At 38.4% G+C, this 24854-nt stretch carries 28 protein-coding genes; 7 read left to right on the forward strand and 21 right to left on the reverse strand.

What is annotated here, in order from left to right; genetic code table 11:
* Positions 1 to 243: 243 nt before the first annotated feature.
* Both Q0A08_RS05245 and Q0A08_RS05250 read left to right on the forward strand, forming a co-directional pair.
* Positions 244 to 1770 carry an extracellular solute-binding protein gene (locus Q0A08_RS05245; protein ID WP_438465420.1) on the forward strand — a complete coding sequence of 509 codons (1527 nt, stop codon included), beginning with the start codon at positions 244 to 246 and terminating at the stop codon, positions 1768 to 1770.
* Positions 1763 to 3463: a diguanylate cyclase domain-containing protein gene (locus Q0A08_RS05250; RefSeq protein ID WP_438465421.1), complete on the forward strand. Its 1701-nt coding sequence runs from the start codon at positions 1763 to 1765 to the stop codon at positions 3461 to 3463. Before Q0A08_RS05245 ends, Q0A08_RS05250 begins: the two co-directional genes overlap by 8 nt.
* A 54-nt stretch (positions 3464 to 3517) precedes the next feature.
* On the opposite strand, the gene Q0A08_RS05255 is transcribed toward Q0A08_RS05250, so the two are convergent.
* Together Q0A08_RS05255 and Q0A08_RS05260 are read right to left on the reverse strand one after the other, a co-directional pair.
* The gene (locus Q0A08_RS05255) at positions 3518 to 4849 is read right to left on the reverse strand and encodes a sensor histidine kinase (protein ID WP_438465422.1); all 1332 of its coding nucleotides are present in this window, start codon (positions 4847 to 4849) and stop codon (positions 3518 to 3520) included.
* Positions 4846 to 5577 (reverse strand): response regulator transcription factor, encoded by a 732-nt coding sequence (locus Q0A08_RS05260; protein WP_438465424.1) that lies wholly within the window; start codon positions 5575 to 5577, stop codon positions 4846 to 4848. Before Q0A08_RS05260 ends, Q0A08_RS05255 begins: the two co-directional genes overlap by 4 nt.
* A 166-nt stretch (positions 5578 to 5743) precedes the next feature.
* On the opposite strand from Q0A08_RS05260, the gene Q0A08_RS05265 reads away from it, so the two are divergent.
* Both Q0A08_RS05265 and Q0A08_RS05270 read left to right on the forward strand, forming a co-directional pair.
* A complete protein-coding gene (locus Q0A08_RS05265) occupies positions 5744 to 6181 on the forward strand; it encodes a Spy/CpxP family protein refolding chaperone (RefSeq protein WP_438465425.1) in 438 nt (145 codons plus the stop codon).
* 99 nt (positions 6182 to 6280) lie between these two features.
* Complete coding sequence (locus Q0A08_RS05270) at positions 6281 to 6475, forward strand: hypothetical protein (protein WP_438465427.1); 195 nt, start codon at positions 6281 to 6283, stop codon at positions 6473 to 6475.
* A 105-nt stretch (positions 6476 to 6580) separates the two neighbouring features.
* On the opposite strand, the gene Q0A08_RS05275 is transcribed toward Q0A08_RS05270, so the two are convergent.
* The 9 genes from Q0A08_RS05275 to Q0A08_RS05315 all read right to left on the reverse strand — a co-directional run bounded on the left by Q0A08_RS05275 (position 6581) and on the right by Q0A08_RS05315 (position 14620).
* Entirely contained in the window at positions 6581 to 7978 is a 1398-nt protein-coding gene (locus tag Q0A08_RS05275; RefSeq protein WP_438465428.1) for a YdgA family protein, read from the reverse strand.
* 95 nt (positions 7979 to 8073) lie between these two features.
* A complete protein-coding gene (locus tag Q0A08_RS05280) occupies positions 8074 to 8691 on the reverse strand; it encodes an RraA family protein (RefSeq protein WP_438465430.1) in 618 nt (205 codons plus the stop codon).
* A 203-nt stretch (positions 8692 to 8894) separates the two neighbouring features.
* A complete protein-coding gene (locus Q0A08_RS05285; protein WP_438465432.1) occupies positions 8895 to 9317 on the reverse strand; it encodes a hypothetical protein in 423 nt (140 codons plus the stop codon).
* A 239-nt stretch (positions 9318 to 9556) separates the two neighbouring features.
* A complete protein-coding gene (locus Q0A08_RS05290; protein ID WP_438465434.1) occupies positions 9557 to 10366 on the reverse strand; it encodes a PhzF family phenazine biosynthesis protein in 810 nt (269 codons plus the stop codon).
* 51 nt (positions 10367 to 10417) lie between these two features.
* Positions 10418 to 10870 (reverse strand): hypothetical protein, encoded by a 453-nt coding sequence (locus Q0A08_RS05295; protein WP_438465436.1) that lies wholly within the window; start codon positions 10868 to 10870, stop codon positions 10418 to 10420.
* Between the two features lie 104 nt (positions 10871 to 10974).
* Entirely contained in the window at positions 10975 to 11487 is a 513-nt protein-coding gene (locus tag Q0A08_RS05300) for a hypothetical protein (protein ID WP_438465438.1), read from the reverse strand.
* 67 nt (positions 11488 to 11554) lie between these two features.
* A complete protein-coding gene (locus Q0A08_RS05305; protein WP_438465439.1) occupies positions 11555 to 12313 on the reverse strand; it encodes a transporter substrate-binding domain-containing protein in 759 nt (252 codons plus the stop codon).
* Between the two features lie 135 nt (positions 12314 to 12448).
* Entirely contained in the window at positions 12449 to 13567 is a 1119-nt protein-coding gene (locus Q0A08_RS05310) for an aminotransferase (RefSeq protein WP_438465440.1), read from the reverse strand.
* A 60-nt stretch (positions 13568 to 13627) separates the two neighbouring features.
* On the reverse strand, positions 13628 to 14620 hold the full coding sequence (locus tag Q0A08_RS05315; protein WP_438465441.1) for an ornithine cyclodeaminase family protein: 993 nt from the start codon (positions 14618 to 14620) through the stop codon (positions 13628 to 13630).
* A 277-nt stretch (positions 14621 to 14897) separates the two neighbouring features.
* On the opposite strand from Q0A08_RS05315, the gene Q0A08_RS05320 reads away from it, so the two are divergent.
* Positions 14898 to 15533, forward strand: coding sequence for a helix-turn-helix transcriptional regulator (locus tag Q0A08_RS05320; RefSeq protein ID WP_438465442.1), 636 nt, complete (start codon positions 14898 to 14900; stop codon positions 15531 to 15533).
* A 62-nt stretch (positions 15534 to 15595) separates the two neighbouring features.
* Here Q0A08_RS05320 and Q0A08_RS05325 read toward each other — a convergent pair whose 3' ends face one another.
* Entirely contained in the window at positions 15596 to 15925 is a 330-nt protein-coding gene (locus Q0A08_RS05325) for a gamma-glutamylcyclotransferase family protein (protein WP_438465443.1), read from the reverse strand.
* A 601-nt stretch (positions 15926 to 16526) separates the two neighbouring features.
* Complete coding sequence (locus Q0A08_RS05330) at positions 16527 to 16901, reverse strand: tautomerase family protein (protein ID WP_438465444.1); 375 nt, start codon at positions 16899 to 16901, stop codon at positions 16527 to 16529.
* Between the two features lie 153 nt (positions 16902 to 17054).
* On the opposite strand from Q0A08_RS05330, the gene Q0A08_RS05335 reads away from it, so the two are divergent.
* On the forward strand, positions 17055 to 17729 hold the full coding sequence (locus Q0A08_RS05335; protein WP_438465445.1) for a pirin family protein: 675 nt from the start codon (positions 17055 to 17057) through the stop codon (positions 17727 to 17729).
* Positions 17730 to 17801: 72 nt separating this feature from the next.
* On the opposite strand, the gene Q0A08_RS05340 is transcribed toward Q0A08_RS05335, so the two are convergent.
* The gene (locus Q0A08_RS05340; RefSeq protein ID WP_438465446.1) at positions 17802 to 18881 is read right to left on the reverse strand and encodes an SPASM domain-containing protein; all 1080 of its coding nucleotides are present in this window, start codon (positions 18879 to 18881) and stop codon (positions 17802 to 17804) included.
* Positions 18882 to 19180: 299 nt separating this feature from the next.
* Between Q0A08_RS05340 and Q0A08_RS05345 the strand changes: the two genes are divergently transcribed.
* A complete protein-coding gene (locus tag Q0A08_RS05345) occupies positions 19181 to 19981 on the forward strand; it encodes a substrate-binding periplasmic protein (RefSeq protein WP_438465447.1) in 801 nt (266 codons plus the stop codon).
* Positions 19982 to 19995: 14 nt separating this feature from the next.
* Here Q0A08_RS05345 and Q0A08_RS05350 read toward each other — a convergent pair whose 3' ends face one another.
* The 7 genes from Q0A08_RS05350 to Q0A08_RS05380 all read right to left on the reverse strand — a co-directional run bounded on the left by Q0A08_RS05350 (position 19996) and on the right by Q0A08_RS05380 (position 24768).
* Positions 19996 to 20535: a GNAT family N-acetyltransferase gene (locus Q0A08_RS05350; protein WP_438465448.1), complete on the reverse strand. Its 540-nt coding sequence runs from the start codon at positions 20533 to 20535 to the stop codon at positions 19996 to 19998.
* 78 nt (positions 20536 to 20613) lie between these two features.
* Positions 20614 to 21090, reverse strand: coding sequence for a hypothetical protein (locus Q0A08_RS05355; RefSeq protein WP_438465449.1), 477 nt, complete (start codon positions 21088 to 21090; stop codon positions 20614 to 20616).
* 13 nt (positions 21091 to 21103) lie between these two features.
* Complete coding sequence (locus tag Q0A08_RS05360; protein ID WP_438465450.1) at positions 21104 to 21313, reverse strand: hypothetical protein; 210 nt, start codon at positions 21311 to 21313, stop codon at positions 21104 to 21106.
* A gap of 275 nt (positions 21314 to 21588) precedes the next feature.
* A complete protein-coding gene (locus tag Q0A08_RS05365; RefSeq protein ID WP_438465451.1) occupies positions 21589 to 22377 on the reverse strand; it encodes a GNAT family N-acetyltransferase in 789 nt (262 codons plus the stop codon).
* Between the two features lie 144 nt (positions 22378 to 22521).
* Complete coding sequence (locus Q0A08_RS05370; protein ID WP_438465452.1) at positions 22522 to 22875, reverse strand: hypothetical protein; 354 nt, start codon at positions 22873 to 22875, stop codon at positions 22522 to 22524.
* Positions 22876 to 22921: 46 nt separating this feature from the next.
* A complete protein-coding gene (gene arsN2 / locus Q0A08_RS05375; RefSeq protein WP_438465453.1) occupies positions 22922 to 23353 on the reverse strand; it encodes an arsenic resistance N-acetyltransferase ArsN2 in 432 nt (143 codons plus the stop codon).
* A gap of 158 nt (positions 23354 to 23511) precedes the next feature.
* A complete protein-coding gene (locus Q0A08_RS05380) occupies positions 23512 to 24768 on the reverse strand; it encodes a MalY/PatB family protein (RefSeq protein WP_438465454.1) in 1257 nt (418 codons plus the stop codon).
* Positions 24769 to 24854: the final 86 nt, after the last annotated feature.

The following is a 24854-nucleotide window of genomic DNA, read 5'->3' on the forward strand; positions in this document are numbered from 1 at the left end:
TTTGGCATATAATTTAAAGGCTTGAGCAAAAGTTTGTTTTTAAAAAGATGAGAGGTTTATTTCTGAAATAACTCATCACTTCAACCTTTTAGACCCAAATTGTTACTAATCAACAAGAAATTTAGTAGACATCAAACACTTACATAAAATAACATTGATGCGAGTATAGATTAATGAACTAGACTGAATATTCATACAATAATTAAACTCAACTTTAATAAGTTGATAAGATGTCGACCTTTTATGATTACAAGGATTTTAGTTAGCATAGTGGGAACAATATTTAATAAAACTTTATCAGCAGGTTATTTATTTAATATATGTTTGGCATATTGTGCTGTATTTATTTCTACTGTTCAGGCTCAAGGCCATGGTGCTCACGCATTTAAACTTAGCGACATTCCCACAGTCACCAATAAAAAATCTATCACCCTAGTCGCAGAAGATGGCTTCTGGACTGATCATTTAAAAAATGAACTGCTACCTAAATTCACCCAGCACACAGGTGTCACCGTCGAACTCATCCCTATGTCTCTTGGTGACATGTATGAAACGCAAACTAAGTCACTAATCAATGGCAAAGGTAAGTACGACTTACTTACCATGGAAGCAGGTTGGTCTAAAGAATGGGCAACAAGAGGTCTAACAACACCTTTAAATCGACTCGCTGCTAAGTATGACAATTCAGGGTTACATGGTATCGATGAACATCTCTCGGCCTTCTACCCTAATTTATTACAAATACTCTCCTACAAAGGCCAATCTCACTCCATCCCGTATAATAATTACACTATGGGAAACCACTACCGAAAAGATTTGTTTGAACACCCAGGCGAAAAAGCAGAATTCAGAAAAAGCTATGGCTACGCTTTAGCGCCACCAAAGAGTCTTAATAATTTAATTGATGTGGCCCGTTTTTTTACCCGTTCAAAAGGCGAATTTTTAGCAGGTAGAATATTGCAGCATGATTTTTATGGTTTAACCCTAATGTCAGGCAATAAGCCTCATATAAATGATGAGTTTTCCTCTCTTTTATGGGGACTAGGTGGCAGTTGGCTAACACCAAATTATAATAACATGGGACAAATCGATCACTTCACCGTCAAGGCCAATAGTCCTGAAGCAATCGAAGCTGCAAAAGCCTATTTAAACTTATTGGACTTTGCAGCCCCTAGTGATGAAAACTCCGCTTATTTGGAATCAGCCCAAGCGTTAGCGAATGATAAAGTCGCCATGTGGCCCTTTGCATATAACAACTTATGGTCTGTTTCTGCTCAAGTAGAACGTAACATTCCTGGCGCCCAAATAGGCATTAGCTCCTCACCTTTAGGTAAGCCTTATACAGGCGCCTATGCCTTAGCTGTTGCCTATGACAGTGACAACCCAGAAGCGGCATACTGGTTATTAAAATACATCACCTCTTTTGAGGGGCAACTAGCCTACGCTAAAGGTGGCGGTAATCCATGCAGGTTAGATGTCGCACTACTTGAAGAATTTAACTCAACTGAGATGTTCCCTGTTAGCGGTGCCTTTCGCCAAAATCATAGAGACAATCTCGCATGGAGTGATCAAGTTCTCAATCTTGGCCATTTCACCAGCACCGCAATGGGTAAAATTTACCCAGAACTTATGACAACAGCCTATTTAATTAGAAGCAAACAATTAACACCTAAAAATGCATTAAATCAGTTACAAGCTAAAATTTATGAATTACAAAATTTGCATGGTGAAATCGCCGCTTTTAATCAAGTAAGGACAGGGGATGACTAGCGTTAAACACTTAACCCTTAGAGCCAAACTCATTTTAGCTTTTGGACTGATTGCCAGTTTTTCAATCATCTCTTCAGGCGCAGCCGTTTATTTATTCGAAGCCTATCAAGCTAAGCTGCTTAGTGTGTCACAAAGCCAAGGAGAACCGCTGATAAAAAGTGCTGACAATATTGAGAAGCTGAGAACCTTAAGTTTACAGCTTGAGCGAATTAAAAGTGCCGAAGGTTTGTCTCAACGTATTCTGGCCCTAGAAGAGATAGAGACCCAGTGGTCAAGTTTACTAACCGATTTGGAATATACAAAGTCCCTCAATCAGGATTTATCCAAAATCTACATCTATAACCCTGAATCGATTCAGCAGCTATTAACTGCGATTCCCATCATGTCTCGTATCATTGGTGAGCTTTATTACACCCAAGAACAGAACGAGAAAATCCATTACGATGTGCTAAAACGTCAAGAGAAAATACTCACCGTCTTTAGGCTTGAAATTCAATCTAGTCGTCTGCAATTAGCCCAATTGATGGAAGCAAAAAATAGTTTAAAGCTAAATCTACTGACTGACATTGAAAGACGAATTAACAAGCTAACAAGTTTGTTACTAGAAGGTTTATCTAGCAAACACAATCAGGAACTCTCTAAGCTCGCACATAGATCACTCATTGTATTAAAAGAGATAGAGCAACTCACTAACCTACTTGATCACGATATCAAAGCCTCAACGAATGCTTGGCTTATACAAGCAAGACCCAATGTTGCAAGTGAGGACTCAGTATTTCAGCAAAGAAAAAGGCAAATCAGACTAAAACGAATTTTAGACAGCCACATTGATCAACACATACTTAAAATTAACAAACTCGATAAACTAACGTACGACAGTGTTAAGTTTCTAAAGAGTGAAGTTGTCACCAATGCCTCACAAATTACGAAAGATATCGCCCTAGCCAGTAAACTATTAATTGCCCTCGCGATTGTATGTTTGATCAGTGTATTTTTAATTGTTTGGTTATTTGTTGGCCGTCACATTATACGCCCTTTCATTGAAACCAGCCGCTCTATGCAGCTATTAGCAAAAGGTGAAACTCAAATAGCGATACCTAAAAGTAAAGAAAAGGAAGTGCAAAAGATGCTCAGATCCTTAAAGGTATTGCAACGATATGTTGCTAAAGTAAACGATCTTGCTGAAAAAGACAGCCTAACCAACATTTTTAACCGTCGTCACTTTGACAAAATCCTCAACCAAACGATAAACGACAAGCAAGCCAACTCCAGCATCAGTCTGCTCATGTGTGACTTAGACCACTTTAAGCCTTACAACGACTATTATGGCCACCAGCAAGGGGATGATTGTCTTAAGTTTTTTGCTCAGATACTAGAGAGATTAAGTGATAGCGCTTCAGATCATGCTTGTCGTTATGGCGGTGAAGAATTTGCCATCATTATTCTTAATAAGCCAAGCCATTATGCTGAATCATTAGCACAGTTAATTTGTAATGAAACAAGTAAGGCTTTGATCCCTCACAAACAATCAAAGTGCGCCGATGTAGTAACCGTGAGTGTTGGCGTGGCAACCCTACAGATTGATGAAATAAAAGATGTAAACCATCTTATTTCGATCGCGGATAAAGCCCTCTATCAGGCGAAAAACAACGGAAGGAACTGCGTTTTAATTAATGAAGAAAATGGCAATTAATCAATGATGAAACCTGCGTATTGATGAAAAGCTCACCAATACGCGTATAACCTACTATTCAGTGTAATCAAGATGTATTAGTACTTTTGTCCCCTGCCCTAGCTCACTTTCAATATTAAACTGACCAGAATGTGCCTGCACAATCAAATAACACAGATAAAGCCCTAGGCCATAGCCACCTGTTTTACGCTGTCTTGCATCATCAACACGATAAAACGCTTGAATGAGGTGTGGGATATGCTCAGACTCAATACCGACTCCTTTATCTTGCACACTCACCTGAATCTCACCATCATGTTTACTCAGACTCACGGTAACAAGCGACTTAGAATGCTGTAAGGCATTCATAATTAAATTCCTAAACAGCAGCCTCATTCTTGCTGGGTCCAAAGACATACCTTTTATATCGTGTGACTCGAAGATAATTCTGTCATCGAAGTTTAAATTCAGTTCTAAGGTAAGTTCATTTAGTAGCTCATCCAACTGAATTTTCTCTAGATTTAACACCTTATGGTTTGTATTTAAGCGTTCTGACTCTAAGATCTCATTAATCAGGTTTTCCATTTCTTGAATGTCACGACGAAGACTTACCTGTTGTGGGTCATGCTCAAGCAGCTCGGTAGCCAACTTCATTCTGGTTAATGGGGTTCTTAATTCATGGCTAATGGCTAGCAACATTTGCCGTTTAGCTTGCAGCATTTTATCGATTTGCTGCGCCATGCTATTCATCACTTGAGTCAAATTACCTAGCTCATCATCTCGCTTTATTTCCACTTGATGGGTCAAATTGCCTTTAGCATATTCCAAACTTGCCGCTTGCAATGTCTTAATAGGTGCAAACAAACTTTTGGTGAGGCGATAACTCAAATACAAAACGACAGGAATGAGTAAAAACACGAGAATGGCACTGATAGGCATATTAAAATCAACAAACTCTCGTCTTTTACTGATATAGATAAAGCGTTTATTTTCACCTTCTCCCGCTAAAATACGCACATAATAATTACCACGAGTTCTTGCAACACTGGCATTTTGAGTACTACTTTCATCGTATTTAAGCTCTATCAGCCTTTCCATATCATGCTTGCGGCTTTTAGGCTGACTATGCCAAGTTTCATTTGGACCAACGATACTTATATTAAACATCAGATTAGTCGCAAGATCTTGGGCAACATTATAATCAGAAGGGGTTCCAATTCTGCTTGCTAACAATTGGCCATAGTCTGCAAAAATATTTTCAAAGCCTTCCCAGTTATCACTATTCTTATCCGCGATAAGATGCACACCCGTTATCATCAAAGATAAAAGGATAAAGCAGGTGGTCACGAAGATAATCAAAAGGCGCAACATTAATGGCATACGATTGAGCCAATTTAAAACGATCATATCTCCTCTCCCACAAAACAATAACCCGCGCCCCATACGGTTTTAATAAACTCAGTACTCGTCTCGTTAGTCGAAGAGGAAGCTTGCTTAAATTTCTGTCTTAAACGGCTAATGGCGATATCAACAGAACGTGAAAAGAGTTCGATCTCGACTCCTTTTAAGTGATTCAAAATATCATCACGAGAAAATACTGTCTGTGGCGATTTTGCCATTAATAACAATAAGCGATATTCAGTTGTCGTTAACTCCAAGGCCTTACCAAATAGACACACTTTCTGACGCTCAAGATTAATACTCAGACCTTTAAATTCAATTAGTCCCTCTACATTTTTATTCGCTTTGCTTGAATGCGAGTCAGTTTGTTTAACCGCACGACGAAGTATCGTTTGTAACCTTGCCACTAATTCTCTTGGCTCAAACGGCTTAGCGAGGTAATCATCCGCACCTATTTCCAAACCAACTACCCTATCCATTACATCACCACGGGCCGTCAGCATAATAATAGGAATGTCGCTCTGTTTACGTATTTGCTTACACACCTCAAAGCCATCTTGCTCAGGCAGCATCACATCCAAAATGATGGCATCTGGTACTTCACTCTCAAGCGCAACATAACCTTTAGAGGGGCAATCAGCACTAATAAGCTGCATGTCATAACGAGCAAGGTATTGCTCAAGTAAATCGGCCAACGAATCATCGTCATCGATTAAAAGGATCTTCACAGTCAACCACCTTAATACAGGGAATTCGCTCAGATTATAGGATTAGAAACCTAAGTGATACGCCAATTTGCACGAATGTTACAGATTGATACAACTGGATACCTCAATGAAAAGTCTCAAAAAAATTAGTCGCTAATATGGTAACCAATCATACAAACCCGAGGACACAAACATGAAACTTTTTAACAAAAAGCACTTAAAAAAATTACTCATTGGCTCATTAGCTTTTTCTTTATTTCTTGGCCTAACTGGCTGTAACAAATCACCAGAAGAAAGAGCCGATAAGTTTGCAGACAGAGTGAGCGACAAACTTGAATTAAACCAAGCTCAAGAAGCACTTTTAATTGACCTTAAAAATAGTGCCTTAGAAGCCAGTTTAGCTCTAAAAGCTAACAAGCAAACGATGCATTCAGATTTTGAAGACTTAATCAGCCTTAACAGTATTGATCAAGATCAGATGAATCAATTTGCAGATACTAATATCGAACTACTTCACGCAAGTATCAAATCAGTAGTACCTAGTTTTGTTGCCTTTCACGCAAGTTTAAATGATGAGCAAAAACAACAAGTGATCGACTTCATCAACAAGCATAAAAAAGACCGCGACTAAAACGAAATAAGCGTGAGTGATAGCAGGCTAAATCGTAACAAAGTGGAAAAAATTGCCCGATAGAATATAGGGTTCAACTCACCTTTGTAGGAAGATGATATGAAAAGCGTTAGACAAATTAATGATCAAATCAAACTTGGATTAGAGGGAATAATTAGTCAACAAAAGCAACAACATTTGTATCATCAAACTAAATTACGAGAACAAGTTGTTTCCAAGTACTTGCAGTTTAATGCCTGCTTATCGGAACAAGAAAGAAGACAAATAAAACAGTTTATCGAGCAACATGCATAAACCGCTTTTATAAACCTCTCTTCTATATAAAATAGAAAAGGCCAATACAGAATCACCTGTCTTGGCCTTTTTTAAATAGATTCAAAGAATCATGGATAACAAAAACTAGAAAGGTAAAGGAAGCTGATTGTTATTCACCTTAAAAACATTGTCTTTCAAACTCAAGCTTGCACTATAACCTTGGTCATCAAGCACAATTAAACCCTGCATATTGATTGTTTGTAATAACATAGGCACTTGAGATGTTGCTATTTGATCAAGCTGATCTGGGCTCATGCCTTGAGTTTGTGGATTTGATGCCAACTGAGACAACATAAACATCTTAGCGGCTAGTTCAACCACAGCTTTATCACCATAAATCTCGCCATCAATAAGTGAATGAGATAACCAAAATTGAGGGTTATTCAAATCATTTGGTAAGGCTGTAATGCCTTTTAGGCTCGCGTTCAAGTGAGAATTAAAAGAACCTTCGGGAATCGTACCTTTCAAATGAGTAATATTAAACTCAGGCTCAGCAATCAATAATGGCAACAAGCTATCATTTAATATTGAAATCAATTCAACTGGTGTTGTATCCGCATTAAAGCTTGCGGTTTGTTTCACCATATCCTGGTACTTAAGGAAAAAATCTTCACTTAAATGTTTCAGCTCTAAAGCAAGCTCCATATCAGAGCCTTCAAACTCATCCGCCTTAATGCTATCTAGCCCATAAAGCATTTCTACATCCATGTTTCTAGATGTTTCATCAATCAGAGTTTTACTTGTGATGTAGGCATTATCAATATCTAACACCTCATTCTTATCGTTATGATGGAAAACTGTTTTCGCCAATGCCATCTTGAATTCTGAGTTATAAAAGCCTGAATTAAAGACATCTTCAAATGTCCCTTCCATTTCCATATCGACCGATAAGTCATTCGCATCAAACACACCGGTATCATTGGATGCATTAAAACTCTCAGCATTGCCTTGGTAGTTAAACTGCTCGTCTTTGTAACTACCTTGGCCTTGGTAACCAGAGAAACTGAACTTAGTCGGTGACGCATCAGGAGAGGTAAACTCGACGATTTGATCTTGGTACTCGCCATTTAATGAGAAGTCATTACTCCCCTTTATCTGATAAAAAGGTTTATCTTCTGGCCATGTAATGCCATTTCTTAACTCATCAGCTAATACACTCATTTGCCAGTTTAATAGACCTAATGCAAAACCATTATCCGTCAAAATAGGACCATGAGAAGTGGTAAAGTTTAAGTCTGTTATTAACAACTCACCTTGGTAATCAGGGCTTGTAGCAGAAATATCATAAGAAATCGTTAGTTTACTTTGAGAACTAAACCAGCCCATATCTTGTTCGATAAGCTCCAAGCTATAACCTGGCATTTCGTTAATCGCAACAATAGATTCGTTTAACTTAGCCTCAACCTGAGTACTCACAATTTTAGGTGTAATCAAGGCGCCAAGAATAACCACAGAGGCAGAAATGGGAATCGCTTTATTCATGTCATAAATCCATATATTAGTAATTGCTTTACTTTACTTCAAACAATAATAATTATCAGTAACTTGCAAATAAATAAGCTAAAACCAAACAAGGTTTATCCCGCTTGTTTAGCCATTCTTAAAGCCTCTTCTATTTTTGCCTCATGGTTTTCACGCCATTTGGCCAGCCCCATTTGCGCTTCTTTATCTGCTTTTTCAAACGCCTTGTCATAGATAGCGCTCAAATTATCCTCTGGCAATACAGCAATGCCTTCTATATCGGCCACTATCATATCCCCTGTTTTAACCTTCACACCACCACATACAATCGACTGAGCAGGTTCAGAATAAACAGCTTTAGCACCCGGCACAGGAAATACGCCTCTGGCATAAACCGGAAACTGCATCTGCATAATCTCACCCAGATCACGAATTACACCATCAATAATAAACCCTTTAATGCCACGTTCCTTGGCTACCGCACACACATTACCACCCGCCACTGCAGCAAGATCATCAACACCATCCACCACTATAATGCAGCCCTTCGGTGCCTCATATATCGCAGCATGTAACATCAAATTATCGCCAGAAGCTAACTGCACCGTATAAGCAGGCCCATGAATCGCCGGCATATTTGGCCAAAGTGGCTTGATTTTATAATCCATAAAATGCTCACGCCTCAACACACTGCCATAGTCAGTCACGGCTAATTGATTAAAGTTAATTTCCATATATACCCCTTTGAATTTATTAGCTTTTATTTGATAAATTAAGAGGACGTAGAATAAAACATATAAGAAATGAAAGCCAAACAAGCGGCTTCATAAGGTAAAAATCCCAGACAAGGCTGGGATTTTATTTGAAACTTGGTGCTTTGATAGACCCGTTTTTTTAAACTGCTCTAACATTAAAAATGGGAACGAAAATTAGACTCTTAAAATGGCATACCTTTATTTATTGGAATGCTATAGCGACCTGTAATTGTAATTCGCTCTGCATGCGACAAAATAGCAACAGCATCATCGCCTGAACCTATTATGTTCTTCCATTCAATAATACCAAAACCTTGATCGTATTGATCAAAGTAAATCCGAACATATCCGGTCGATTTAGGTGCAAGAGTCATATTATCTATACCAGTAATTTCACTTGGATAAATCAATGCACCTTCTTTTCCATAAAATGTTAAATTAAGCTCAATAGGATTATCAGTAATATTTGATATACTAATATATGTACTTGTTTGCCCACCTGTAACTACCCAAGTAGGTACAAAAGCTTTTCCACTACCTGCATAAGATCCAGCAGAACAAAATGCCAACCCTAATGAACATAAAACCCAAAATAGTTTTTTCACAATATATCCTTATATTTAGTTTAAATACTGCTAACTTTTTATCAGCCTAAGCATTCTAAAAGAGCTAAAAAATAACATCACCTGAATATCACTCACTTCGTATCTCAATTATAAATCTTCAGCTCTAACTATAACTACTTAGGATAATTTAGATTCAAGATCAGCAAAACTGACTAGTATGTATCCCTTTGAAAAGCCATGGGAACAAGTAAGTTTTTTTCGGAGATAACTATCTGACTTTATTCACTAGGAACCTGTATTAAACCCTTAATAACGGTAACAGCCGAACCTATCAGTTTTGTACGGCCATTTGCTAACAATTCAGTATTAACATAACCACCACGAACAGAAGCTTGGTATGCCCTTAGTTTTAGCTTATCTAATTTATTTGACCAATAAACCGTCAAAGCACAATGAGCAGAACCCGTAACAGGGTCTTCATTTACCCCAACCCAAGGAGCAAAGTACCGAGATATAAAATCTAAATCTTCGCTGGCTGAAGCTGTCGTAACCAAAACCCCACGACCTTTTATTTGCTTTAATGCATCAAAATTAGGCTGAAGTTTTAATAAGGTGCTTTCACTATCAACCTCGATAAAAACTTTTTCACCAAAGTTGCCGTATGCTACAACCTCTTGCTCATTTATACCTAAATATTCAAGTAATACTGTTATTCGTTCCGTATTAAACTCAACGCTAGGTGAAGGAAAATCAAGCTCAATTGTCGATTCATTAATATTGGCGGTTAGCTGACCAGATATGGTTTCAAAACTTACTCTATCACCAGCTTTCAACTGCCCTCTTTCTTTTAAAATATGTGCGACAGCAAGTGTGCAATGTCCACATAAATTAACTTCGACTTTGGGTGTAAACCATCTTAACCTCATATCATTAAGGGATAAAAAAGCAGTTTCAGAAACTGCCATTTCACTTGCTATTAAAAGCATTAAGCGTTCACTTAACCCCTCTTGCGTTATACAAACTCCAGCCGGATTTCCTTTAAATGCTTCATTTGTAAATGAATCTACTTGATAGATGTCTAATTCCATTGAGTTCGCTCTAATCATTTAAATTGAATGGTTAAGGGTGTTCTATTAAAACTACAAAGCAGAATTGCTTGCCTTACTATTTGTATACGTGGCAAGACGTAACCAAACATACATGGCTGGTGCCAGTAAAATAAAGCAAGTAATAGCCAAAGGCAGGCTAAGAACTAAAGCATTAACAAATAAACCAGTAAAACTAGTGTCGCCTACTAGGAAATAACCAAAAATAATCGATACAAAAAATGCCAATAAAATGATCACAGCTATATTCAGAAACACCCACTTTCGAGAAGTGAATCGGCTACCTAGTAACTTTGCAATTCCTGGAAAAACCATCGAAGCACATAGCAACGCAGTCAATGTTGAAAATACAAATATCGTATAACCCTGTACAGCACCAGAGTCATTTGCATCCCATTCTGGCAAATTCATTTCTAGCCAACCAAGACCAAGAAATAATAATGGTGGAATCGTAAATACGACTGACGCCCAGAATGTAGGCTTCATGAGTTTCAACTTAAATCTAATCCTATCAGTATGTTAAAGGCTTAATTTAAATAGTTTTTCACAAGCATGATATCTTTTAAAAGATGTTACGTTGATAAACACTTTCATATACCCATCATACCAACAAAGTATTTTGGCCAGAATAAACCAAATACGGCAAACCCAAGGGCAGATAAAACTAAAGGTTTAAAGCTTGAGCGGTTAAATGCTAAAAATATACCTAAAATATTGAGCCAGCCTGCTGGAGTCAATACTGACATCAGCCAGCCAAAAGGCATCATCATGAGCATAGACAAAGCATCATTAATAGGTCTCCAACTTTCATTTGCTTGAGGTATATGCGTAAACTCCCAGTACACAATTGAAGCTAATGAAAAAGAAGTCGAGCTAACAAGACTTACGATTAGCCACATTAGATAAATATTTTTGCGATTAACTTCGACTCTCTTCTTGTTAATAACCTTACCACCTGAATATCTAATACAAAAAAGCAATAAAACTGCCTTGCTTAAATTCAGACAAGATAAGATCTTTTTAAATCTAACACAATGAAAAATCATTAAGGTCTTCGCAAAACTTGAGCAAAAAAATCCCAGCCTAGGCTGGGATAAAATCATTAAACTTAAAAAACCTTACTCTTTAAACTGACAGCACCAAGTTATGGATTCAGCTTAAAGCTTCAGCCTAGTAAATTGAAAATGGAAAGTACTTGGCGTTGATCTTGGCGTAAGTACCATCTTCAACAATTTGCTCGATAGCTTTGTTGAAACCTTCTCGAAGCTCATCATTACCTTTACGAACAACGATAGCGATCTTGTCATCTTTGGCAAAGGCTTCACCTTTGAACTCAAAATCTTGCCCACCTTCTGATTTTAACCAGTCATAGGTCGGTAACTCATCAGACAAAGCACCATCTAAACGCCCTGCTTGTAAGTCTAAATAAACATTATCGTTATTGCCGTAAAGCTTGATATCAACCACATCAGACAAATAATCTTCCAAGTATTTAGCGGCGATGGTCGACCTTTGTGCACCAATGGTTTTGCCTTTAAGGGCACTTCTTGCGGTATCAAAGTCTTTGTTTTTTGCCGCCATAAAACGCAGGCCGCCTGAGTAAATAGGATAAGTGAAGTCCACTTGCTTCATACGCTCTTCAGTGATCGAAATGCTGGCTGAAATAGCATCGTACTTTTTCACTTTTAAGCCAGGAATCAGACCATCAAAATCTAATGTGACTATGCCGCACTCTTTGTTCATTTTGACACATAGGGCTTTGGCAATATCCACATCGAACCCCTGTGGTTCACCATTGGCATCAATAAAGTTAAATGGCGCCCACGCTCCTTCAGTTGCTATGGTAATTTTATCCGCCGCCTGTGCCACACTGCCAAGAGAGGCGATAGAAACAGACAAAGCAAGCATGAGTGTTTTAGTTATTTTCATGGTTTTATCCTATCGTTTTGGTTGATTTTGACCGAACGAAACTCGCCCCACAGCAAATTAGGCTCAGTCTTTTTTTATTAGAAATTATTAATTGAAATAAATAGCTGTGATAAATAGACGTGATTAATGACTTTGTTAGATGCCTTTCAAAAAATCACTAACCAGTTTTAAGCCTACTTTCATCACGTCAGGGTTATTAGCAAAACCAATCCGCACATAACCTTCCATATCCATAGCACTGCCTGGGGTAAACATGACGCCTTTGGCTTTTAGTAGGGAGACACAAAAATCTCTAGAGTTCATATCTGTATCAAACTTAAGCAAGGTAGTCGTACCAGACTTAGGCTTGATGTAACTCACCTTATCTTTCTCTTGTACCCAAGCATCTAGAAGGGCTAGGTTCTCGCGAGTCATTTGCTTACTTCTGTTAAGAATGGCGTCGCGATTCTCAAGCGCCATGCAAGCAAGATAGTCGTTAATCATGCCAACACTGATGGTGTTGTAATCACGGTGAATTGCCACCTGATGTATCACTTCTTCTGGTGCTACTATCCAACCCAAGCGTAATCCAGCGAGAGAGAAAGCCTTAGACATACTGCTAGTGCTGATACCTTTTTCATAAAGATCGGCTATAGACGCTGTTGTGCCCTCGCCTTCTTGATCTATCCCGCGGTATACCTCATCACACAAAATATAAGCACCACATGAACGGGCAATTTCAGCAATTTGCGTTAAAAAGTCCACACCCATCAAGGAGCCAGTTGGGTTATTAGGATTATTCAGCACAATTAACTTAGTATTTTCATTCACCAGACTTTTAAGCTCTTCTAGGTCTGGCAAAAACGCGTTTTCTTCACGCAGTTTTAATATTTGAACATCAGCCCCATAACTTTCAGGAATAGAGTAATGCTGCTGATAAGTGGGTAACACAGAAATAACTCTGTCACCTGGGCTAACAAGGGTTTCGTGAATCAGGGCGTTCGCACCGATAGCACCGTGAGTCACTATGGTGTTTTGACGAGACTGCTTGGTATACAAAGAGGCAATGTTATCTCTAAGACGATCTGAACCTTCGATAGCGCCGTAAGTAAGTTTCATGGCTAACATGTCATCGGCAAAACTGTCTTTTTTACCTGCAATAGTCACAAGCTGATCTAAGGTTAGAGACTCAACACAGGTTTCTGCTAAGTTGTAGTCACAATTGTTTTCGTACTCGTTCATCCAGATTTCGACGCCAAACTCTCTGATTTTCATGGATTATCCTCTGTTTTTATATTCTTTTACTTAAATGCTTATTGGTAAAATCGCTCTAGCTTAAGCCGTTGCAGTCTGAGTCTGTCTTTCGGTCCAAATTCCATACGCCATGGCGATGTCTTCAAGCCCAAGACCAATTGATCTAAAGAACACAGGCTTTTGATAGTTTGGCTTTTCAATGTCTTGGTTGACCAAGTCAGCGAGATCCCCTTTTACCTCTGCACTTGTCCAATCACCTTGCTCACTCGCTAACGTCATTTCACCCGCACTTGCTGGTGTCGTGGCCTTATAATCACAGTAAACATCCATTTGGCTCAATGCACTTGGCGCAATCTCATGGGCATTAGCCACATTGGTGCTAATAGAGGTAATCAGCACATCTTGTTTTGTCAGGTCTTTCAACTCTATGACAGGCGTTCCTGATGAGGTGCATAGCATGATGACATCAGCATCTTGCACACAAGCCCTACTTGTTGGACTAACCTGGACTCTTTTGTCTATCGTCATCAGTCTGTCTTGAAGGCTCGCATCTTCATTTAAGCTTGGTGAGTAAATCGAAATGCTCTGCCATTCCCTTAAGTTTAGGACATGCTTCAAATGAGCTTGAGCAACACTGCCGCTGCCAATTATGGCTAAGTGTTTTGATTCTGTTTTAGCGAGTTGATCGACAGCCAAGGCTGTTGTGCCAGCCGTTCGTTCTTGTGTCAGTAAGCCTGAATCACAACATAACAAAGGCTTGCCAGTGCGAGATGACATAAGCGTTGTCCAAGCTGTAATGACTGGTTTATCTGAGGTGACAAGATATGGTGATAACTTGGCCCCAAATACATCAGCACCTGTAATAGCGCCCAGATAGGTAATGAAATCCCCTTTATCTTCTGGTAAAAGCGTTAAGGTTTGCGCAGGCTGTACCGCCTTATTTTGTGCGAGCGCTATAAATAAATCACGCAAACATGCCGCAACATCAAGCCTATTCAAATAAGGTTTTAGTTCTGTTTCCGTTAAAAAAACCGGAGCAACATCATGATTAAACGTAGAAAGACTTGCTGACATAAAAGACCTCTTAACTTATATGTAAAAGCTATTTGATATACAATAAAGTCCACTGTAGACTTTTAAGTATTAATCGTCAATCCTGTTTCTCTAACTATCTCAAGATTAATAAGAGTGAGCTGGTTTAAGTTCGAGCAAAATTAGAACATTTTCTTAAAGAGAGAAACTTGAAAGGACATGCCATAAACAAAGCAATAACAATTGCTTAAGATGAGAAGGCTTTACACTAGAAAGCGACAATCGGTATGATTGTGAGGTAATTAAAAGAAGAGTTTTTATGATTAAAAATCAAGACAGTGACAACATTCTGATTCAACGATACGGCAACCTAGCAGATGGTATAGTCCTTCTCTTTTCTGGTTATGTAGAAGTCGTTATTCATGATTTACGTACTCAAACGGTTGTTTATATCGCTAATAATATTTCTAAGCGAAACCTTGGTGATGATGCAGCGTTAGACGAAGTTGAGTTTGACGAAAATGAAAATGTCATTGGGCCTTATGAAAAGCTCAATTGGGATGGGTTAAACATTCGTTCCACCAGCATAGTGCTGAGAGATGATGATAATCAGCAAATCGGCATGCTCTGTATCAATATGAATATTGCCAGCTTTGAAGCTGCTAAAGCCTTATTAGATACATTTTTATCTGGCGCTCAGCTAGTGCCTCAACCAGATAAGCTTTTCCACGATGATTGGCAAGAGAGAATCAATTCCTTTATCCATCACTGGTTGAACGAGAATAGATTAAATATGAATAGTCTAAGCCATAAACATAAGCGAGCCTTAGTAGAAGCCCTGTATGATGAAGGTGCATTCGAAGGGAAAAGTACGCAAAACTATGTTGCCAGTGTGCTCAATATGGGGCGTGCGACTGTGTTTAAATACTTAAGAGAAATTAAACAGAACAAGTAATTTGCAGTGAGTCATATTCCCCCTGATAACATTGATCAGGGGTAGAACTTAAACCAAAATAGCTACACTAGAAACACATCTGCATCAGCCCAAACATAGACCCAAGCTCTTTGACCCGAAATCACGTCTTCTCTTACGCGAATACAATCATCGACAACCGAGTAGTCGTCTGCCTTACATAGTTCTGAAGAAGAAACTTCAAACAACATGCCTTCAACAACATCTGTTTCATCACCTGTATAGGTCAAACTTGCCTGCTGTAATCTAGCTTCGGTAGAATTTGTTAGCAAATAACCAACCAACTTATCTTTAGTTCCGATTAACTCTCTACCAAAGGTGGCAACTTGTACTGAATCCTTTTGTAACGTGCCATATGAAAATATTTTTTCCATGACTCACCTAATTTATTTTGGATTATATGAAAATATTTTAACATAAAGATACATAACAAATTAGGCAGCCGAGTCCAAATCCACAGAAAATACACTTTTTTTACTCACATAAAATCTTAATGGAATAAAAAGTTCAGTTTTCTTTAAGGTTTGTCAGGCTAGCGCCTATAAAGTCAAAGTTAAGTATCAATTTGCCATATTTTCGCTTTCTTTTATGACAGTCACTAAGTGATTTGGTTGCTTATAGGTAAATATATTTATTTTGTTACTCTTCCCTAAAGCAAGATTCCAATACAACGTATGCAGCAAGCTTTTCTGTCACGTCAAAACTGAATGAGATTCTGCATCAAAGTTCATATCTTTTTTAGATTTTTAGAAACTCAAAACAGTAAACCTGACAACTCAATGCGATTAATCATAAAAGCATCCATAAAAATAAAAAATATGACATATTTTGAAACGAAAAAGATCAATTAGCTTGCTTCAAAACTGAATTAATAGAGTAAAAAAGCCACGCTAAATAAATGATTTAGAGTGGTTTTTGCGAAGTAGTAACATCAAACAAACAGTTTTATTAAGTATTAACTAGTGAGCTTGATGATTAAATAAGATCACAGGCTGCCTGCCCGCCTCTTATGCCCCAATTTTCATACTGTACTTCACGTAGCAGTATTTCGACATGATTTTTGGGAATACCGAGCACTTCTAAATTAGTCACTATGTTTTGATAAAGCTCCCGCTTCATTTCAATACTGCGGCCAACAAAGGTATCTATGCTGATATGCGTATGTAGCTCACCTTGGTCTAAATCAGGGTCAGGCTGATATCTATGAGGTTCGTGCACAATTAAACGTATGGTGCTATCAGAAGGCGAGATATTAAAAGCTGATTCTATAGCCTGATAAACCGCTTTTATAATCTCACTCTCTAAAGCTTGACCATGATTTTTTCTTACCTCAATCACCACGCTTGGCATAGCTTCTCCCTCTCTTAGTTGCGCTATCTTCTCTCAATATATTAGTTATCAATAAAGCAACAATAAGTTCTAATTAACGATATATATCCAGCATTAAACAACAACTATAGTTTGCTTATCGAATTAAACATTTAACCGTATGGGAAGATCAATATGCAAATTCTAAAGTACGATGATTTACCCCAAGGTGGCTTTGCAGGCTTATTAGAGCGCCAATTCGTTACCGATCAAAAAGTATTTGGGGCCCGTAAGCACCCAGCCGCGTTTAATGGTTTGGAAAACTTTGTTTACCTTGCTGATGCTAACTTTCAACCTAATGGCACAACAGGCATGCATGGCCATAAAGAAGTAGACGTTATTTCTGTTATGGTCGATGGCAACATTAGTCACGCGGGTTCACTAGAACATGGTCAGAGTTTAAGTGCAGGCATGTCGCAGGTACAAAGAGCGGGAGCCGAAGGTTTTCGTCATGATGAGATAAACCCTGACACGACTCCTAACCACATGATTCAACTCTGGGTTCTACCTGATGAAGCAGGTGAACCAGCAGGCTATCAAGTGTTTGAACCAGCAATAGGTAAAAGAGTGCAAATATATGGTGGCGATAAATCACAAAAAGAGCGCTTTTATAGCCGAACGGCTATCGATGTTGCCAACCTTGAAACGGGTCAAAGCTTGGAGCAAACGGGAGATGCCATGGTATTTCTTAGTAAAGGAGGCGGCGTAATCAATGGCCAAACCATTCAAGCAAGAACACTTGTTCGTGATGCTAGTATTCACTTTGTCGCTAATGCAGATTCGCAGGTAATCATCATTTACCCAGCCTAAGCTGGGTAAATGAATAAGGCTTTTAACTGAATAACCTTAAAATGAAGTTAAGCTTAATAAACCAGTGGCACACTAAACCTCTAAGAAACGAGAAGCCAGATAAGTTTCTCTTTCTATCAGCTGAGTATCTGCTTGCTCCTCTTCAATCTGCACTTTGCCAAACTTATTAGAAAGCGCACCCACTAGGCGATCAGAACTCTTTTGGTAAAAATCACATACCTGACATTTCTCTAACTGAGCGTAATCACCAATGGCAGTGTTGTTTCGCATATTAGCGTAACTATCACTCATTAAAATATCACTGATTGGCGTATCTAAAAGGGAACCGTGCATCCAGGTGCCTGCCCCTTCTTCCATATGATGTACATTGCAACACATCTTCAAATTACCCTTATAATCTATGGATAAGGTGCGTCTTGGTAAGGAACAAATTCCTTGTCTGCTTACTTGTTTATCTGAGGCGATAATCCCCCCTCTATTGCTCAATTTTTGAGTTGATAAAAAGAGCACTCGCACTAGTACTTCTTCCCCTTGATACTCAGTGTAATGGGAGAATTCTAATCGATTTTTAATTCTATTCTGATAGCTATTAAAAGCATTTTTATCTATGCCTAAACGATCAAACACCTTTGATTTATCTGGGTTTGCATCATAAATAGAAATACGAATATGCCTAATCCCTACCCCGTAGAACTGCTCAAGAGAATAAAAGCCTTTTTTCTTATTATGAATCATATCCCCATTAGTAAATAAGGTGAGTTTCGCCTTAGGAAAAGCCCTTCCTGCAAGGCGATATTTATCCAGTATGCTCCTATCTTTTAAAGGCTCATTGTATTCATGTAGGCTCAATGAAAAGGCTTTATGCTTAAAGACGGAAAGATTAGACAGTATGCGAGAAAAGTGGCTATCAGTCACACTACTTGCCGTTAGCTTATCTGCAATGTCACTCGTTCCTACAGGGCAAGAAACACACTTACGGTTACAGACATTGGTTGTGCCAATCTCTATACAATCGACATCGTTAAGAACACTTTCTACTTGAGAGTGGTAAGAAATGGGATTCAGCTTGATTTGCCTTTCTTTGAGTTTCAAAGGCTTTGAAGGTGTTTGTGGTTTTAGTGTTTTTACTGGAGTATCTGCAAGCGGGCTCATAATGACATCCTTGAAAAAATTCAATTAATCTTCCGTTTAAAGACGTATTTATGCCGAGCTTAAAAGGCGTACTAAGCACAACATAAATCGCTTACACCTAATAACAATTGAGTGCGTCTTCAGTATAGAAGAAGAATATTGAATTGGAGTTCAAGGTCTTTTAAACATAAAAGTGTCTAACTGATAAAGCAGAAAAGCTTAGCAATGAAGCTAGTTAAAGCAGCGCTCATTGTAATTTTGGAATAAAAAAGCGGCGCTAGTCTACACTTAATCATGAACATACATATGACGAAAAACTCATGATAAAACATCTCTTATTTATTTTTCTTTTAGGTACAACCAGCTTACCCAACTTTGCTTCCACCACATTAAAGCTTGTTTCTTTAGAGTACCCTCCCTATATCGAGGTAGTTGATAATCAAGTCACAGGCATTGCAGTAACTCTCATAAAAGAGGTATTTCAATCCATAAATCAGCCTATTAGCATAGAGGTTTTACCTTGGGCGAGAGCGATAGCTTATGTTAAAAAAGGAAGAGCAGATGCCATTTTTACGGCGTTTAAGACCAAGGAGAGAGAAGTTTTTTTAGACTACAACCAAGGAGTATTATTTGACCAAAAAATAAGACTTGTTGTTCATAGTGATTATGCCAATTCATTAAGTAAAGTGGCTCAAACATCGCCAGATTATTCAGCTTATCGGCTATGTATTGTAAACAAGGTGAGTTATGGCCCTCTCATAGATGAAGCCATTGAGAACCGTGAGTTTAAACAGGTTCAGAGAACAATGAGTTCAGGATCTTGCGCCAAAATGCTAGAGGCTAAACGTATTCATATCTGGGTAAGTAATGAGTTTGGCGCAAAAAATGATATCGCAAAATTAGGCTTTAACGAGTCACTCAGTCTACTCTCTCCTCCCATTCAAGTAACACCCAGTTATATTGCCTTTTCAAAAAAGAAAGATCACACACTATTAATTAAAGAGTTTGATAGAGTTTTAAAACAATTTAAAGACAATGGCCGCTATCAAGAAATTGTCGATAGTTATTTTTTGAAAGTCCGGACTAAAGCAAACTCAACAGCTGATCTGATACAAAACTGATTTAATAAGCATACCTAGGCATCTACCCGGAGCAAGTTTGTCGCAAAAGCCGCATAAACTTCTCGAGGGCCACGCGTCTGTGTCTCGATCGTTTTGAAATGAGACATGCCTATCTTTTTTAGCACTGCCACAGAGGCTAAATTTTTAGGTGCAACAAAGGCTAACATTCGGTCATGGCTAAGCGTGTCTAGTCCATAAGCAATTTGCGCCTTGCCTATCTCAGTTGCATAGCCCTTACCCCAAGAATCTTTAGCAAATACAAACCCTATTTCGTAATCCTCTGCGCCAAAGACAGAACTTGCAATCAATCCACCAAAACCAATTGTGGCACCTGTACTTTTTTCGATTATGACTCCTGCTTTTTTACCTGATGCTTCTAAATCAAAATCTTTTAAGAAGAAAGCTATGGCTTCTTCACGAGAAAGTACCTTAGCTTCAAAAGCATGTTGCATTACATCTGGGTCAGAAAAAGCCATTTGAAAGAGAGGTTCAAAATCTGACTCTGTGACAGATCTTAAAATAAGACGCTCTGTGGTAAGAATATTCGTTGTCATAAATGCCTATTTAACCAGTGAAAGTTCATTATTCTATTCAATTAGTTAACTATATAGGTATTCATATACCATTGATACTTAGTTTTCTATAGATGCGAACACTCGCACATAGTAGTCAGCAATACGGCTAATACCCGCTCTTTCTTGATGAAAATTGAGATATAAAAAAGCCAATGCATCGGCAAGGGTCACCTGATGCAAATTATGACATTGCTTAAAAACCAGATGCTTAAGGCTTAGTTCAAAGACTTCTTGGCTTTCGCTACTTTTGCTCATAGCAAAGAGCCCCTTATCCAATTCATCTTCTGGGTCATCTAACGGGTTAGTTGCTTGCTGATAAAGGTTTTTGGCCAATCCCACCAGCTGAGCCTCATTAAACTCAGCTTTAGATCGCATGATCCAAGCCAGTGTGATCAGGTTATGGCCAAAAAAGCTAGGCTGTTCTAAACACGCTTTTATCAAGACTTTAAAAGCAATGGGCCTTTCAGTTTCCAGCTCTACCTCTTGTTTTACTGAACCTATTTTTTGGCGTTTACCTGCGAAACTTGATGTCACAAATTCGGTAAACCTATCCAAAAAGGGTTCGATCTGATATGCAAAGTTTCAGCGTTAGTGCTTTTACTTGAGTACCATTTCTAAAAGGGCCTGCTGGATGGTCTGGCAAACTGTTGGTTGTAACGCAACGCTGGTCTGCAAAGGTTTCAATGGTTACCTGATTATCAGCCATTGAAGCTTGGCTGTAAGCTAGCAAAATAAAAACAGAAAGCTTTTTGAGCATAATAGATCCTATATTATTAAAGCTATTTAAATCAAACAGTTATTTTAATATACGCCTGAACAGAGCGCATTATATAAGCATGTAGTATCAGTTTATTTAACGATTAGACTCACTTGGTTTTAAGTGAATTAGACTCTTTTTACAAAAGAAAGTTAGTCAATGTCAGATTATAAAAAATTAATGATTCATCACGTCATTCAGAAGAATAATTTACCTTATGAAAGCACTATGAAGCGCCAAAAATGACACTCTTGAATTGATTCTATGAATAAAGCCTAAGCTTGATGGGAATAAGCATAGCTAATAGAGCGAGCGATACACTCAAACCCATATTTAGCGACAATTGGCTGGCTCATTTTAGAGGCATGAATACTCAAATACTTAAGCCCTTGGGTTTTAGCATCTTGAATACGTTTAGAGAGTAAAGCTGAGTAGAAACCTCTACCTCGATACTTTACCAAAGTATTACCAGCCCAAATACTGCCAAAAGGACTGTCTAGATGGCACATTAACCAGGCAGATGAAACGGGCTGATCATCTTGATAAATGACATAAATACGTATTTGTTCTGGCGATTCTTCTTTAAGTCGCAACAAGTGGGACTCTTGGGTAATACAGTCGCCACCCCAAACCTTCTTTTGAACCGAAATAGCATCTTTAATGCCTTCTTTATCATAAACCTCAACACAAATATCTTCAGGCTTTTCCATAAGTTCACTCGTATCATTGAGCGCTACATCATCAAGGTCCAGCACCATCAAAGCGGTGCTCTCTTCCGCTACAAAACCTTGTCGAATAAGGTTTTCACCCAATGAGCTAGGTGCGTCCGTACTGAGAGTGTGCCATTTAAAGGATACATTAAGTTGCTGATAAAACTTGATTTCAGCTTTTATTCTCTCTTCTAATGCTTCGACCTGAATATCAGAGTAAGAGATGTAGCTTCCTAAATCATAAGCTGAAACAAACTTCACGAGATCAGGGGTTTCCAGCTTTTGACAACCCGCTAAGGTAAGCTTAATTCTCTCATGATGGTTATACGCCTTTAGAAGTTTGTTAGTACTCAATGAGGTTTCCTTGAAAATGATCTAATTACTGAGAACAAGCACGTCTTATAAGTGCTTTTTTACAACTGTTTGTTAGATAAAAGCATTTTATACAAGAAGCATGAAAGAAGCTCAAACAAAGCATCAGTATTGGAGAGAAAGCCTTTAGTTTGGACAGACTTCCTTTCTTAAAGCCATATACTCTTTGTACTTCCCTATATCTTTCGAGCATTGTAAAGCACCTTGCTGAAAGCCATGCTTATAGCATCCGCTCAGTAAGGCGACTGCGCCACAATACTTCTTTCTAGAAGATTCAAGCAAACAAGCCCACGCTTCTGTTTTTTCATCTTTGGTTAAACTAATGGACTCTGCTGTTGAGAGCCCATTATCTCTCATTCCCGTCTCACGAAAAGAGAGATCGAAGAAGCGTCCATATTCAATAGAACCATCTGTTGAAGAAACACCACAGCTACCTACATCCGTATTGATTAGCAATGTCATTGCAAATATCAAATTCATTTTATGCCTAATTCGTTTTTACGATAAATATTTCGCGATTTTAACGTCAACTTAAGTTCAGCGCCATAACGGTCGCTGTGCCAGGACAAAGTGAAGAAAACTGATCGGTATTTTGAATAGCCAAAGGCACTTCACTTCTTATTACTGGCGAGAAACCTAAAACTTTAAAGTAGTCTTCTGCGTTATTAGTAAGTAAATATAAGCTGGAAACACCTTGCTGCTGAGCACTAGCTTGAAGATGAAGAAAAATCGCTTTCGCTAGATCCTTTCCCCGATATTCTTGCTGTACCACTATCGAGCGAATTAATGCCACACGCCCATAAACCTCAGTACCACCCATTGCAATAATTTTGCTATTTTCCCGACAAACAATGAAGTTTGAAAGATGTTTTTGACAATCTTCATAGGGTAAATCAGACTCTTTCAGTAACCTTTCAATCTCATTTAAGTCTTTAATTTCTGCTTTGCTAAATGCCATTTTTTCATCCTTATAATCTGCTTTATTAGCGTCACTCGTTCACCAGATAATAGACGTTAATAGGCATTCTGTAAGGAAGTAGCAAGATAAAAACGGCAACTTAAAAGCAACCTCTTTAGTAACGAGAACCTTTAAGTTGCCAATAAATAATCCACTAGTTAACAACAGCCAGAAATATTATCTTCTTTCGCTTCTTTTTTAACCGGCTCAAATGTACCAATTGCGGCGACAGCCGATTTAAGAAGTTCAAACGATTTAACTATGTTAAAGCGAGAGGTTGCTATGTTCATACGCATATATTGCGGACTCTTAGCACCAAACCAAGTTCCTGGGGTTAAGCCCATTTTGGCTTGTTTGAAGACCAGATGCTTCAGTGCTTCCTCATCAAGACCAAGCCCTGAGAAATCAAACCAAACTTGATAAGTCCCCTCAGGTTTAAAAACCCGTATTTGCGGAATATTATCCGTTATAAAGTATTGTATCCAAACCTGCGTTTCTTCTAGATAGACCAACATTTCATCTAACCAAGCAGCACCCTTTTCATAGGCTGCTATCGTGGCAAAACTTGTAAAGGCATTACCGTGATCGAGATACATGCCACTGACTTCATGCTTAATTGTGCTAAGGAGTGATTGGTTATTCGTATAAATATAGCCATTTGAAATACTGTGCATGCCGAAAGTTTTAGCGGGTGAGCCAATCAGAGTAATAATATTCTCATAATCAAAGCTAGCCAGACTGGTGAATTTGCTATAAGAAAAGATAATATCTGAATGTATTTCATCACTGATAATCAAAACCTGATGCCTTGCTGCAATTTCTACTACCTGCTCAAGTTCAGCCTGAGACCAGACTCGCCCTGTTGGGTTATGAGGATTGCAAAAAATTATGGCTTTAACATTTTCAGCTTGAATTTGACGCTCGAACTGCTCGAAATCAATCTGGTAGCCGTTACCATCGACATCACTCAGTTCATTTACATCATCAATAATAAGCTCGCTTTTAACCAACTTACGATCTGCTTTATTAATTAAATTAGCAAACTGATGGTAGGCAGGTGTATGGATTAAGACAGCATCACCGGCTTGAGTGAACTGTCGGAGCAAGAGCGCAATACCAGAAAGTACCCCTGGTACTTGTACAAAGTTTTTCTCTGATAATTCAACTTGATGACGTGTTGAATACCACTGACTAATAGCACTAAAGATCCCCTCTTCGTTAAACTCATAAGCAAATACGCCACGCTTAACTAATCGGTCAAGTTCTTGTGTGATGGGTTGAGCCACCTGAAAATCCATATCAGCAACCCAATAAGGGAAAATATCCGTCGTGCCATAAAAGTTATTAAGCATCTCAGGCTTAGTTTTGATAAAGGTATTATCGCCACGGCTTAAAGTGTTATCGAACTGACTCATAGGGTCTCCGTTTATTATTAAAGGTTGAATACCTAATAAGACGGAGCCGAAGAAAAAAAGACGACGTTAATGGTTATTTAGATGAA

The organism is Marinomonas sp. PE14-40, from assembly GCF_051623805.1.
Classification (GTDB): domain Bacteria; phylum Pseudomonadota; class Gammaproteobacteria; order Pseudomonadales; family Marinomonadaceae; genus Marinomonas.